Source organism: Arthrobacter rhombi (assembly GCF_039526245.1).
In the GTDB taxonomy this organism is placed as follows: domain Bacteria; phylum Actinomycetota; class Actinomycetes; order Actinomycetales; family Micrococcaceae; genus Arthrobacter_H; species Arthrobacter_H rhombi.
In genome coordinates this window covers 293815-305967 of the sequence record NZ_BAAAIV010000004.1, presented here as the reverse complement: position 1 = coordinate 305967, position 12153 = coordinate 293815, and the positions used below count along the sequence as shown (strand labels likewise).

General features: G+C 66.8%; 12 protein-coding genes. 2 read left to right on the top strand and 10 right to left on the bottom strand.

The genetic code is table 11. The features are described from left to right. Positions 1 to 50 precede the first annotated feature (50 nt). The gene (locus tag ABD088_RS03915) at positions 51 to 944 is read right to left on the bottom strand and encodes a serine protein kinase RIO (RefSeq protein WP_343900207.1); all 894 of its coding nucleotides are present in this window, start codon (positions 942 to 944) and stop codon (positions 51 to 53) included. 219 nt (positions 945 to 1163) lie between these two features. Between ABD088_RS03915 and paaZ the strand changes: the two genes are divergently transcribed. Beyond that, a complete protein-coding gene (paaZ, locus tag ABD088_RS03910; protein WP_343900206.1) occupies positions 1164 to 3290 on the top strand; it encodes a phenylacetic acid degradation bifunctional protein PaaZ in 2127 nt (708 codons plus the stop codon). 93 nt (positions 3291 to 3383) lie between these two features. Here paaZ and ABD088_RS03905 read toward each other — a convergent pair whose 3' ends face one another. Continuing rightward, positions 3384 to 5081 carry a thiamine pyrophosphate-dependent enzyme gene (locus ABD088_RS03905; protein ID WP_343900205.1) on the bottom strand — a complete coding sequence of 566 codons (1698 nt, stop codon included), beginning with the start codon at positions 5079 to 5081 and terminating at the stop codon, positions 3384 to 3386. Between the two features lie 209 nt (positions 5082 to 5290). Between ABD088_RS03905 and ABD088_RS03900 the strand changes: the two genes are divergently transcribed. Further along, entirely contained in the window at positions 5291 to 5929 is a 639-nt protein-coding gene (locus ABD088_RS03900; protein ID WP_343900204.1) for a GNAT family N-acetyltransferase, read from the top strand. On the opposite strand, the gene ABD088_RS03895 is transcribed toward ABD088_RS03900, so the two are convergent. From ABD088_RS03895 to ABD088_RS03860, 8 genes are all read right to left on the bottom strand, one after another. Next, the gene (locus ABD088_RS03895; RefSeq protein WP_343900203.1) at positions 5884 to 6492 is read right to left on the bottom strand and encodes a GrpB family protein; all 609 of its coding nucleotides are present in this window, start codon (positions 6490 to 6492) and stop codon (positions 5884 to 5886) included. The genes ABD088_RS03900 and ABD088_RS03895 overlap by 46 nt on opposite strands. Before the next feature lie 49 nt (positions 6493 to 6541). After that, entirely contained in the window at positions 6542 to 7234 is a 693-nt protein-coding gene (locus ABD088_RS03890; RefSeq protein ID WP_343900201.1) for a nicotinamide mononucleotide transporter, read from the bottom strand. A 117-nt stretch (positions 7235 to 7351) separates the two neighbouring features. Then, entirely contained in the window at positions 7352 to 7960 is a 609-nt protein-coding gene (locus ABD088_RS03885) for a TetR/AcrR family transcriptional regulator (protein WP_343900200.1), read from the bottom strand. A 9-nt stretch (positions 7961 to 7969) separates the two neighbouring features. Then, entirely contained in the window at positions 7970 to 9289 is a 1320-nt protein-coding gene (locus ABD088_RS03880) for an AMP-binding protein (RefSeq protein ID WP_343900198.1), read from the bottom strand. Positions 9290 to 9363: 74 nt separating this feature from the next. Continuing rightward, positions 9364 to 9816 (bottom strand): hydroxyphenylacetyl-CoA thioesterase PaaI, encoded by a 453-nt coding sequence (gene paaI, locus ABD088_RS03875; protein WP_343900197.1) that lies wholly within the window; start codon positions 9814 to 9816, stop codon positions 9364 to 9366. Positions 9817 to 9947: 131 nt separating this feature from the next. Then, positions 9948 to 10328: a hypothetical protein gene (locus ABD088_RS03870; protein ID WP_343900195.1), complete on the bottom strand. Its 381-nt coding sequence runs from the start codon at positions 10326 to 10328 to the stop codon at positions 9948 to 9950. Then, the gene (locus ABD088_RS03865) at positions 10325 to 10945 is read right to left on the bottom strand and encodes a nucleotidyltransferase domain-containing protein (RefSeq protein WP_343900194.1); all 621 of its coding nucleotides are present in this window, start codon (positions 10943 to 10945) and stop codon (positions 10325 to 10327) included. Before ABD088_RS03865 ends, ABD088_RS03870 begins: the two co-directional genes overlap by 4 nt. A 100-nt stretch (positions 10946 to 11045) precedes the next feature. Then, the gene (locus ABD088_RS03860; protein WP_343900193.1) at positions 11046 to 12086 is read right to left on the bottom strand and encodes an adenosine deaminase; all 1041 of its coding nucleotides are present in this window, start codon (positions 12084 to 12086) and stop codon (positions 11046 to 11048) included. Between the last annotated feature and the right edge of the window lie 67 nt (positions 12087 to 12153).

Below are 12153 nucleotides of genomic sequence, written 5' to 3'. Positions count from 1 at the left end.
GTCGAGAACGCTGCCCGTGCCGTCTCGTGCATCCGTGATGCAGCCGGACATCACGACCACGCTACCGCCAACAGTTCACCCAGAAGCTCGTCCGGATCCTGGAGGACGCCCCGGCCGGCGAACCAGGCGCAGGCGTTGCGGCAATCACGCGCCAGCAAATCGGCGCCCAAGGGGTTCGCCGCCAAGTCGACCAGCTGGGGCAGGTCGATCACGACCAGTCGGGGACCGGCCGCCAGGAGGTTGTATGCCGACAGATCGCCATGTGCGAAGCCCAGTCGTGCAAACCCCCGCATCGCTTCGACGAGCTGGCTGAAGTACGACTGCAGCAGAGCCGGGCCCGGGTGGGCTTGATGAAGCCGCGGCGCTGCCGCGCCGGGTTGCCCGGGGTCCTCGATGAATTCCATCAGGATCTCCGTCCCATCGATCTGCACGGGGTACGGGACGGGTATTCCTGCCTCGTAGGCGCGGACCAGGTAGTCCCATTCGGCGTTGGCCCACTGGGCGGCCTCGACCTGGCGCCCGTAGGTGCTTCCGTTCTTCATGGCGCGTGCGTCGCGTGTCCGACGCACCGTGCGTCCTTCGGTGTAGATCGTGGAACGGTGGAAGGACCGCTGGTCGGGAGTGCGGTAGCGTTTGGCCGCCAGGATGGAGTGGCGCTCCGAGGTGGCCCGCTCGACCAGGAAGACGTCGGCTTCCTTGCCGGTCTTCAGGACACCGAGCTCGGTGTCGATCGCAGCGGCATCCTCGATGACGAATTCAGGGTAGGGCTGCGGCCCGCGCATCAATTTCTCGATGCCGGGCCAGGTGGACCAGCGCTGGTCCGTCGACAAGGCATCGTCGAGGACGTTCCAGTCGGCGGGCCGTTCGGCCGGATGGTGGGGAAGGTGGCGTCGGGTCAGGGGCTGGAAGGGTTCAGGTGCGTCGTGCTCGATGCGTGACGTCATGATGGGTGTGACTCCCGGTGTGAGGGGTGTGCATGATCGGGGCGTGCGGTGCGGTGCGGACCGTCATGGTGGCCTCCCGGGAGTCGGCGATGGTGTTAGGCCTGTTCATCACACTACAGTGATCGATATAAGTCAATCACTTGATCCGGAGAGCGTACGGGGCTTCATGTAAGCTGGATCCCAAATACTGACCGATCGTTCAGGAAGGACTTGTCGACGATGACAACGCAGACTGCCGAGCTCGTTCCCAGCTACATCCAGGACGCCTGGTGGAGGCCCGAGAGCAGCGATGGCGCCACCGTGGTGTTGGATGCAAACACCGGCGAGGAGCTAGCCCTGGTCAGTGCCGATGGCCTTGATCTGGCCGCCGCCGTCGAGCACGGTCGGTCTGTGGGACACCGCGAACTCGGCCGAATGACCTTGCACGAGCGGGCCTTGAAGCTCAAGGAGATGGCCCAGTACCTCAATGACCGCCGCGAGGAGCTCTACGAGATCTCGTACCGCACCGGCGCCACCAAGATCGACAACATGGTCGACATCGACGGTGGGATCGGCGTGCTGTTCACGTTCTCCTCCAAGGGCCGGCGCGAACTGCCGAACTCCAACGTCATCCAGGACGGGCCGGCCGAGCCGCTCTCACGTGATGGATCCTTCCTAGGTGGGCACATCTATACCCGCTTCCCGGGCGTCGCGGCCCAGATCAATGCCTTCAACTTCCCGGTGTGGGGGATGCTGGAGAAGTTCGCTCCGGCCTTCATCGCCGGGGTTCCCACCATTGCCAAGCCGGCTACCCCCACCGGGTACCTCTCCGCGGCCGTGGTGCGCATGCTCGCGGAATCGGGCCTGCTGCCGGACGGTTCGCTGCAGCTCGTCTCCGGCTCGGCACGCACCCTGCTGGATGCCCTGGACTACCGAGACATGGTCTCCTTCACGGGATCCGCTTCGACAGCGAACTCCCTGAAGTCACACCCGAATGTGATCTCCGGGGGCGTCCGCTTCACTGCCGAGACGGATTCGCTCAACGCGGCGATCCTCGGACCGGACGCCACCCCGGGAACACCGGAATTCGAGGCCTTCATCAAGTCGGTCGCCACCGAGATGACGGTCAAGGCCGGACAGAAGTGCACCGCCATCCGCCGGACGATCGTCCCCGCAGCCATCCGGGATGACGTGGTCGCGGCGGTAGGCGAGCGCCTGGCCCAACGCGTGGTCGTCGGCGATCCCCGCGCCGAAGGGGTGACCATGGGTGCACTCGCTTCACTGGAGCAGCTGCGCGACGTCCGCGGCGCCGTCGAGGCCATGTTGGCTGCCGGAGGGGAACTGGCCTACGGAACCCTGGATGCACCGGTGGTCCGCACCGCATCGGGTGAGGAACGTGAGGTAGCCGCGGGGGCGTTCATGTCGCCCGTCCTGCTGACCTGGGCGGACCCCGACGCTGAATCCGTCCATTCGCTCGAGGCCTTCGGGCCGGTGACCAGCGTGCTGGGCTACACCGACCTCGACGACGCGATCCGTCTCGCCGCGCGTGGGGCCGGCTCGCTGGTGGCCACCGTCTGCACGAACGACGGCGACACGGCACGCGAGCTGACCACGGGGATTGCCGGGCACCACGGGCGCGTGCACATCCTCAACCGGGAGACAGCGCGCACGTCCACGGGACACGGCTCACCGGTTCCCCACCTGGTCCATGGTGGCCCGGGCCGTGCCGGTGGAGGCGAGGAGCTCGGCGGCATCCGATCGGTCAAGCACCATATGCAGCGCACCGCCATCCAGGGCTCGCCCAACCTGCTGACAGCGGTCACCGGGGTCTGGCACACCGGAGCCGATCGGGTCATTGCCGGTGCCGCCGAATTCGGTGCGGTGGAAGGCGCCATCCACCCGTTCCGCAAGTCACTGGCCGAGTTGCGGATCGGCGATGCCTTTGCCTCTCCGCTGCGCGAAGTCACCCTGCAGGACATCACTGACTTCGCCCACACCACCGGCGACACGTTCTATGCCCACACCGATGCGGCAGCGGCGGAAGCCAACCCGTTCTTCCCCGGGATCGTTGCGCATGGCTACCTGCTGGTCTCCTGGGCTGCCGGGCTGTTCGTCGAGCCGGCGCCGGGACCGGTCCTGGCGAACTATGGGCTGGAGAGCCTGCGGTTCATCACCCCCGTTCCGGCAGGGGACAAGATCCGGGTCACCCTGACCGCCAAGAAGATCACCCCGCGCGTGACCGATGAGTACGGCGAAGTTGCCTGGGATGCGATCATCCACAACCAGGACGATGACATCGTCGCCACCTACGATGTCCTGACCCTGGTGGAAAAGGACAACGTCACCTACAAGAACTGGGCCTCGTAGCGGATCGACGCTGAGGGGACATGAAGGAGGACCTGCCCGGTGGGCAGGTCCTCCTTCATGTTGCCGCTCTCCCGAGGTCCCGGGCTGCGTCGGTCAGTAGGCCCGGACGCGCTGCTCGACGATCAGGTGGATCAGCGCGAAGCGTCCCTCGTCGTCGATGGCAGAGAGTGCCGCGTCCAGCGCAGCCGGCACATCGGCGTCGTTCTCCACCCGGACCCCGAAGCCGCCAAAGGCCTGGGCCATAATGGCGAAATCGGGGTTCTTCAGCTGCGTGCCGGAGATCCGCTGGGGGTAGTCGCGTTCCTGGTGGGTGCGGATGGTGCCGTACTCCTGGTTGTCCATCACGATGACCAGTGGGGTGGCCCCGTACTGGGCTGCCGTGGCCAGCTCCTGCCCGTTCATGAGGAACTCGCCGTCCCCGGCGATCGTCACCACGCGGCGACCCGGGGTGGCCAGTGATGCGGCGACAGCGGAGGGGATCGAGTAGCCCATGGAGCCGTTGCGGGCGCTGACCATGGAGGCGTAGCCGTTGGTCGGGAAGTAGCGGTGCGCCCAGTTGGTGTGCTCGCCGGCGCCAAAGGTGACCATGGCATCCTCGGGCAGCGACGCAACCAGGTTGGCCATCAGGGTGGCCATCTTCGCCTGGCCGTCACCGGGGGTGGCATCGGGCAGGGCAGCGAACTTCACCTGCTCCTCACGCATGCGGGTGGTCCATTCGCGCCAGGAGTCCTTGACCGGAAGGTCCATGCGGACCAGATCGCGGATGAAGACGTCGGGTTTGGCCACGATCTGGTGGGACACGGGGCCGGAACGACCGCGCAGCGAGGGGTCGATGGTGACCAGGAAGTTCTTCTTGTCCCAGTTCTGCCGGATGGCGAACCCATCGGTGATCACATCGCCGGGGACCGTGCCGACGAAGACCAGCAGGTCGGTTTCCTCCAACAGGTCATAGGTGGGCTTGGGGCGGCCGTAGCCGATGGGGCCGACATACGACGGCGAATTGAAGGGCACGGTGCCCTCGCAGCGCCACTCGGCCGCCGCCGGCAGATCGTGCTCCTCGAGCCAGGTGGTGAACGCCTGGGCCCCTTCGGAGCTCCAGTCGTTGCCGCCGAAGATGAACAACGGCTTGTCCGCTTCCCGCAGTGCGCCCTGCAGGGCCTTCCAATCCGTGACGGTCATGCCGCCGCTGGCGACGGGGATCCGCGGGTGGATCTGGTTGGGGACCTGGCGCTTGATGATGTCCTCGGGCAAACCGACCACGACCGGGCCCGGGCGTCCTGACATGGCGGCGAACATGGCCTCCGCCACCACCTCGGAGGCCCGTTCGGCGTGGTCCAGGATCATCACGCGCTTGGCATTGGTGCCGAACCAGGCCTTCGGGTCGAACTCCTGGAAGGCCTCTTTTTCACGGTGTTCGAAGGGGATCAAGCCCACGAACAGGACCATGGGGGTGGAGTCCTGCCAGGCGGTGTGGAGGCCGACGTGGGCATTGGCCGCGCCGGGGCCGCGGGTGACCATGGCGATGCCGGGCAGCTGGTTCATCTTGCCGTCGGCCTCGGCCATGTAGGCGGCGCCGCCTTCGTGGCGGCAGACCACGGTATCGATGGGGGAGTGGTGCAACCCGTCGAGGACATCGAGGTAGCTCTCGCCCGGGACGACATAGGTCCGCTTCACGCCATGGGCCACCAGCGTGTCCACGATCATGTGGCCGGCGGACTTGGTGGCCGGTGTGGCCGCGTCGCGGGCGGTGGATTGGTCCTGCCCTGCGGGCTCGGTCTGGGTGGTTGTCACGGGGTGACCTCTTTCGCCGTTGAAATGGGTGTCACGGAACGACGCAAGGCGCCCTGGAGGGGCCGCGGCGTCATTGCCTGCTGATGGCCAAATTACAGGACGGGCGGCGGCGACCCCAGTACGGGGGACACGTTGCCGTCATGTATGCGATGCGGGTCACTTTAGCTTGACCTGTCCGCGCGGATCCGCAGTCCCCTAGGCTGGAGCTCATGAGCGCACAGCAGCAGGACCGGGTGGGAGTGCCGTCCCGCGCGTGCCTGCGATCGTGGACCGCCGAGGAGGCCGATGTGCAGGCTGTGCTCTGCGCTTTCTCCGCGCCCGACATGACGGGCCAGGCCCGCGCGCCGATCGCCACGGCGGCGCAGGCGCGCCAGTGGATCGTCCCGCTGGTTCCCGATCCGCTGGAGCCGGAACCGCGAACCGTGGCCTTCGCCGTCGAGCTCGACGGGAGGGCGGTGGGGAACGTGATGGTTTCGGCCATCGATCGGCGTCATCTCACCGGATGGATGTCCTACTGGGTGGCCCCCCGAGCCCGCGGCCAGGGACTGGCAGGCGCAGCTACCGCGGCGCTGGCGGGGCACTGCTTCACCGTGGTGGGCCTGGAACGCGTGGAGCTGGGGCATCGGCTGAACAACCCGGCATCCGGGAGGGTCGCCGCGGCGGCAGGGTTCACGCGCGAAGGCATCGAGCGGCAGAAGCTGCGCTACCAGGACGACGACGGCACCTGGCAACGGTTCGACACGGCGCTTTGGGCGCGGCTGGCGACGGACCCCTTGCCTGACACGGTGGCGCTGGAGATCCTTCAGTCGGAGCCGGTCAGCCCCGCTGACGCGAACGCCCGTGCATAGATCCCGCGGATGACGTCTTCCTTGCGGGCGTTGTAGTCCATCACGGTTCCACCCGCGTCATTGGTCACCGCCGCGGCCGCTTCCTTCGCTTCCCGGTACAGCGCCCGGTCCTCCGGATGGATGCGGAGCCAGTCCCGGAACATCCGGTGCCTGATCGTCTCGGGGCAGCCGGGCCCAAAGACATGGAGATTGGCCGCGGGCGCATCGAGCCGGAAGCAGCGGTGCTCATGCCATCCGGGCTCCCGGACCACCAGGACGAACCCGGCGGCCTCCAAGGCGCCGCGGTAGGCGGATTCGTCGGCGGGATCCGCGACGGTCAGATCGATGTCGATCACCGGTTTGGCGGCCAAACCGGGAACCGAGGTGGAACCGACATGTTCCACGGTGAGGGCCAGTGGGCCCAGGGCGCTGCGGATCCGTTCCGCTAGGGTGGTGAAGTGCGTGTGCCAAGCGGGATCGTGCTCGACGATGACCACCGGTCCCGGCAGGGGCCCTCCGGCGAGCCAGATGGCGTCGTCGGGATCGCCGTCGTGGTGTTGGGTGATGTCGTCGTCGGTGGGCATGGAGACCATGTTATCCAGCTGGGGTTCCGGCCAGACCCGGTCGGGAGGGCTACGCCTCCTGGTAGGGGCTCGGCGGGTACTCCGCCGAGTCCTCCTGGGTGGCCTCGGTCGGGAGCTGGCGCCACGACCACCAGCCGAAGAGGGATGTGCCGAATTGCAGGACCAGCACCGCCAGCGTGGCGAACGCCGGCTGGTTGCCGAAGTAGACGATGACCTGGGCCACTGCCGAGGCGGCGATGACCAGCCAGGCCCAGCGCAGGCCGTTGGCCACGCCGACCAGGCCCGCCGGGACCAGTGCCGAGAAGCCGAGTGAGAGCCAGAAGCTGGCGGGGATGCTTCCCAGGTCCAACCCGCTGAAGATCGTCGGCAGGGCGGAGGCGAAGGCGATGAGCACGGTGATGACGAATCCCCACACCAGCGCGGACGAGGTGAAGGGCTTGACGTCCACTGCCCGGCCGAATTTGCCGCGCAGCCGGTATTTGCTGAAGCGCCACAGCCCGTAGATCGGGACCAGCAGGTAGGGAACCGCCTTGAACAGGCCGTCGAATCCGAACTGTAGGGCGATGATCAGCGGGCCGGCGAAGACGGCCAGGATCTGGATCCACCAGCCCAGGTCGTTGCGGCGGGCCAGCAGCAACAGGGCGATCCCGGTCAGGAGCACACCCAGGGAATCGAGCGCCACGATGGTTGCGGTGTCGGTGCCCAGGGGCTGGTTGAACAGGGACTGGAAGAGCTGGTCCACGAAAGGCTGCCTATCGGACGGATGGGTGCATGCGAGGGCCACGGGCCACACACGGGGAACTCATCGATGGTACCGCCGGGCCGTCGTCGTACCCGAATCCGCCCCGGGGCAGTGGGATCAGGCGCGCAGCCCGTCCAGCATCATGGCGATCGCGTTGTCCTCCACCTGCTGCGGGGTGGACGGGCCGTCCGGGCGGTACCACTCCACCAGCGAATTGATGGTGCCGAACATCAGGCGTGTGGTGGTCCGCGGGTCGATGTCGGCGCGCAGCGACCCCTCCTGCTGGGCGCCGACCACCAGGTCGGCCAGGCGCCGGTCCACCGCGCGACGGCGTTCCAGCGCGTGGCGTTCGATCTCCGTGTTCCCGCGCAGGCGCAGCAGCAGGGTCACGTACGGCTGGCGTTCGACCAGGACCCGGATCGTGGAGCGCAGCACGAATTCGAGCCGTTCGGCCGCCGTGCCGGTGCTGGCCCGGGGGTCATCGCCCAGGGCCTCCAGCGGGACCAGTGCCTCATCCAGTGCCTTGTCCAGCAGGTCGCCCTTGGAGGGGACGTGGTGGTAGATCGCGGATTTGCTGATGCCCAGGTTGTCGGCCAGCGTGCCCATGGACGTCGCGTCGTAACCGTGCTTGTTGAAGACCTGCACGGCAATGGAGAGGACGGAATCCTGGTCGTGGCCGGGGCGGCCGCGTTTGGCCCCGGAGGGCTTGCTGGCGATGGTGGGCATCCCCCGATCCTACTTGTCGCGCAGGTCGTAGATGCGCCGCAGCTTGCCGACCGAGCGGGGCAGCGACTCCGGGTCGACCACGTCGATCCGGCAGCTGGAGCCCACGTTGATCTTGATGGCCTTCTGCAACTCGGCGGCGGCGGCGATGGCGCGGTCCGAGGTGCAGTCGGCACGGCGCTCGATCTTCACCGCCAGCTCGTCCATGCGTCCCGGCCGGGTGATCTCCAGCTGGAAGTGCGGGGACAGCCCGGCCACCTTCAGCGCGAGCTCCTCGATCTGGCTGGGGAAGAGGTTCACGCCGCGCAGGATGATCATGTCGTCGCTGCGGCCGGTGATGCGGCCCATGCGGCGGTGCCCGGGGCGTGCGGTGCCCGGCAGCAGGCGGGTGAGGTCGTGGGTGCGGTAGCGGATGATCGGCAGCGCCTGCTTGGTCAGCGAAGTGAACACCAGTTCCCCGGGCTCCCCGTCGCCGAGGGCCTTCGAGGGGTCGAACGCGTCGATGATCTCCGGGCGGAAGTGGTCCTCCCAGATGTGGCTGCCGTCCTTGGTCTGGTTGGATTCCCCGGCAACTCCGGGGCCCATGACCTCGGAGAGTCCGTAGATATCGCACGCGTCGATGTCGAACATGACCTCGAGCTCGTGGCGCATCTCCTCGGTCCACGGTTCGGCGCCGAGCACTGCGACCTTCAACGAGGTCGAGCGCGGGTCGATGCCCTGGCGTTGCATGGCGTCGCCGATGGTCAACAGGTACGTCGGCGTGCACAGGATCGCGTCGGGGGCGAAGTCCTGGATCATGGTGATCTGCTTTTCGGTCTGCCCGCCGGACATCGGGATGACGGTGGTGCCCAGGCGTTCGGCGGCTGCATGCGCGCCGAGGCCGCCGGTGAACAGCCCGTAGCCGTAGGCGTTGTGGACCTTCCAGCCCGGCTTCACGCCGGACAGGCGCAGGCAGCGGGCGCCGAGCTTGGCCCAGTCGTCCAGATCGGACTGGGTGTAGCCCACCACCGTCGCGCGTCCCGTGGTCCCGGAGGAGGCGTGGATGCGGGCGACCTGCTGCTGCGGAACGGCGAACATGCCGAACGGGTAGGTCTTGCGCAGGTCCTCCTTCTCGGTGAACGGGAACTTCGCCAGATCGGCGAGTTCCTTCAGGTCACTCGGGTGCACGCCGGCGGCGTCGTACTTCTCCTTGTACAGCGGAACGCGGTCGTAGGCGTAGGCGACGGTCTCCTGCAGACGGGTGAGCTGCAGCGATTCGATCTGATCGCGGCTCATCGTCTCTTCGGGATCGAGCGGGTTGGGAAGTTCGGTTTCGGCGGCTGTCTGCGTCATTGCTGGCCCTTTGGTGATTGCAGGTGTGGGGTGGAACGGTACGACGCCGGTAGCTGGCTCCCGGCGTCCGGCGCCTAGCGCTGGGGGATGGTGCGCGAACGACCGCGGAACTCGGCGACGATCTCCTCGCCGCCCTCCGGGGTGGTCTGGCGGATCTGGATGTCGTAGATGCCGCTGCGGCCCGACTGCTGGCGGCGGGTGGCCTCCGCGGTGATGATCCGGCCCGGGATGCCCGGCCGGATGAAGTTGATGTCGACGCCGGAGGCGACGGTGATCGTCTCGTTGGATCCTTCGGGCGGATTGCACGCCATGGCGAACGCCGTATCCCCGAGGGCGAAGATCATGCCACCGTGCCCGATCCCGAAGCCGTTGAGCATCTCGGGACGCAGCGTCATGCTGATCGTGGCCTCGCCGTCGGCGACGTGGTGGACCCGGATGCCCAGCCATTCTGCAGTCTTGTCATGGGCCAGGACGGCGTGGCGCGGAGCAGCGCCCGCGTTGGCCGAGTCGAGGTCGGTTTCGGTCATGCTGGGACTCCATCCACGAATTACTGAACGTTCATTAGGTAATCCTGAAATGTGACTCAAGTCAAGCCGTGGCAGCTCCTGGGCGGCACTGTGACGTCAACGACGGAAGCCGTCGCGACGGGTCCGGTCGATCAGGTGCGAGCGGTGAGGACGAGGGAGTCCATGGCCCGGACGGCCCTTTTCAGCTGTTCCCGGGCGATCGGTGTGTAGCCGTAGCCGGCGCGGGTTTTGAGGCCAAGAAGGAGGTCAAGTTGCTGGGCTGCGTGCGTATCGACCTTCTTGAGGAGTTTGACTGCTTCGCCGTGGCCCTTGCCCTGGTGGAATTGTCCGAGGGCAGCGATGCAGAGGGCGTCGGACGCGGCGATTCCAGCGTGGACTGCCAGGGTGACGACAGCGTCGGCCACGTCCTGATGCTCATCGGCGAGGTCAAGAACAACATGGGCTGCCGACTGGAACTGAAGCGCCTTGTCCAGTCGCCCTTGTTTGATCTGGTCATTCGCTGCGGGATTCATTGGGGAACCGTGCGGATGTCGAGCCTGGCCTCGAGCCAGCGGCAGGCGGGAAGTACGGGGATGCCATCGGCGATGACGTTCAAGAAGAGCCGATCCGCCTCCACCTCCGATTCCCGATATACCAGCGGCCGTGTGTCGTTGCCGGTCCAGGAAGCGACTTTCAATGAGAGGTCGGAGAGGTGCGACGTCGCCAGATCCTCGTCGTAGCCGTCCGGGAAGATGAAGAGGAGGTCGACGTCGCTATCGTCGCGCATCTCATTCCGGGCGGCTGAGCCGAACAAGCGGACATCCAGCGGCTCCAGCGGCCAGGCGCGGATCTCGTCTCGTAGGTGTCCGAGAAGGAGGTCTTTGGCGTGCGCCATTTCCATGATGGCCGCAGCGAGGAGGTGCTGCCGATTGAGACGGTAGGAGCGCGTTTGACCGACGATCTCTTCCAGGGCAATTCCCTGTTTCACGAGCCGGGTCAAGGCATTGCGTACGCCGCTTTCCGAATTCTTGTCGGGGCTGAGCCGGTGGACGGCTGGCGCAGTGAAACCGGAGTCGGCGCGCGCCAGGACATGGAGTACCGCGGCGTCGACGGTGGGTGTCAACGCGGCGATCGGGTTCTGCAGTCTCATGAATCCTCCAGGTGCAGAATTCTGCATCTACATGCACTATTCTACAGGTGATGCTGGGAATCCACCAGGGGGCTGGTGGGACCCGGCGGAGGTCCATTGACTATGGTGCGGTTGCTGCGAGCCGCTCCTTGAACCACGCCTCGACCTCGGCCAGCAGCTCGGCCTTTCGTGGTTCCGGGAGGAAAGCCGAACGGACGGAGTTGGACGCCAGCCGAGACAGCGTGGGGGAATCCAGGTCGAAGGTCGACGTCACACGATCCAGGTTGTCATCCAGGTAACCACCGAAATACGACGGGTCATCCGAGTGGATCGAGACGTTCAGCCCGGCCTCGAGCATCCGGGGCAGGGGGTGGGCGGCAAGGACGTCAACGGCCCGCAAGCGGACGTTGGAGAGCGGGCAGACGGTCATCGGGATCTGTTCGTCGACGAGGCGTCGGACCAGCTCGGGATCTTCCATGGCCCGGATGCCGTGGTCGATGCGGGCGACCTGGAGAACGTCCAGGGCCTCGCGGATGTAGCTGGGTGGGCCCTCTTCGCCCGCGTGTGCCACGCACTCCAGTCCGGCTGCACGGGCACGGTCGAAGACTGCGGCGAACTTCGCCGGCGGGTAGCCGACCTCGGCCGAATCGAGGCCGATGCCGATGATGGGCGCCCGCATGTCGATGAGATCCTCGAGTACGGACAGCGCCTCGTCCGCGGGCTGGTCCCGCAGGAACGCGGCGATCAAGGAGGTGGAGATGCCGAAATCGTCGAGGCTGGTCGCCAACGCTCGGGCCACACCCCCAATGCTGGTGGACAGGTCCACCCCGCGGGCCAGATGTGCCTGCGGGTCGATGAAGATCTCCGCGTGGCGGACGCCCGCAACTGCAGCGCGACGCAGGTAGGCGGTCGTCATCGCGGCGAAGTCGTCCTCGGTGACCAGCACTGCCATGTTGGCGTAGTACAGGTCCAGGAAGGACTGTAGGTCGGTGAACTCGTACCGGGCCCCCAGGTCCTCCACGTCGCGGTAGGGCAGGTCGATGCCGTTGCGCTCCGCCAGTTCGAAGATCAACTCCGGTTCCAGCGTCCCCTCGATGTGCAGGTGCAGCTCCGCCACCGGCAGCCGGGAGGACGAGGGCGACGGGACAGGTGAACCAGGCATGGGGGATCGGCCTTTCAGACGGGAAAAAGTCCTCCCATGATGCCAGAAGCCGGCGGGGCCCCACGCC

Bases quoted from the DNA above. Each gene is read 5' to 3' on its own strand.
- ABD088_RS03900 (WP_343900204.1), top strand. From the start codon at position 5,291: ATGAGCGCACAGCAGCAGGACCGGGTGGGAGTGCCGTCCCGCGCGTGC.
- ABD088_RS03870 (WP_343900195.1), bottom strand. From the start codon at position 10,328: ATGAATCCCGCAGCGAATGACCAGATCAAACAAGGGCGACTGGACAAG.
- ABD088_RS03860 (WP_343900193.1), bottom strand. From the start codon at position 12,086: ATGCCTGGTTCACCTGTCCCGTCGCCCTCGTCCTCCCGGCTGCCGGTG.
- ABD088_RS03915 (WP_343900207.1), bottom strand. From the start codon at position 944: ATGACGTCACGCATCGAGCACGACGCACCTGAACCCTTCCAGCCCCTG.
- ABD088_RS03895 (WP_343900203.1), bottom strand. From the start codon at position 6,492: ATGCCCACCGACGACGACATCACCCAACACCACGACGGCGATCCCGAC.
- ABD088_RS03880 (WP_343900198.1), bottom strand. From the start codon at position 9,289: ATGACGCAGACAGCCGCCGAAACCGAACTTCCCAACCCGCTCGATCCC.
- ABD088_RS03885 (WP_343900200.1), bottom strand. From the start codon at position 7,960: ATGCCCACCATCGCCAGCAAGCCCTCCGGGGCCAAACGCGGCCGCCCC.
- ABD088_RS03865 (WP_343900194.1), bottom strand. From the start codon at position 10,945: ATGAGACTGCAGAACCCGATCGCCGCGTTGACACCCACCGTCGACGCC.
- paaZ (WP_343900206.1), top strand. From the start codon at position 1,164: ATGACAACGCAGACTGCCGAGCTCGTTCCCAGCTACATCCAGGACGCC.
- paaI (WP_343900197.1), bottom strand. From the start codon at position 9,816: ATGACCGAAACCGACCTCGACTCGGCCAACGCGGGCGCTGCTCCGCGC.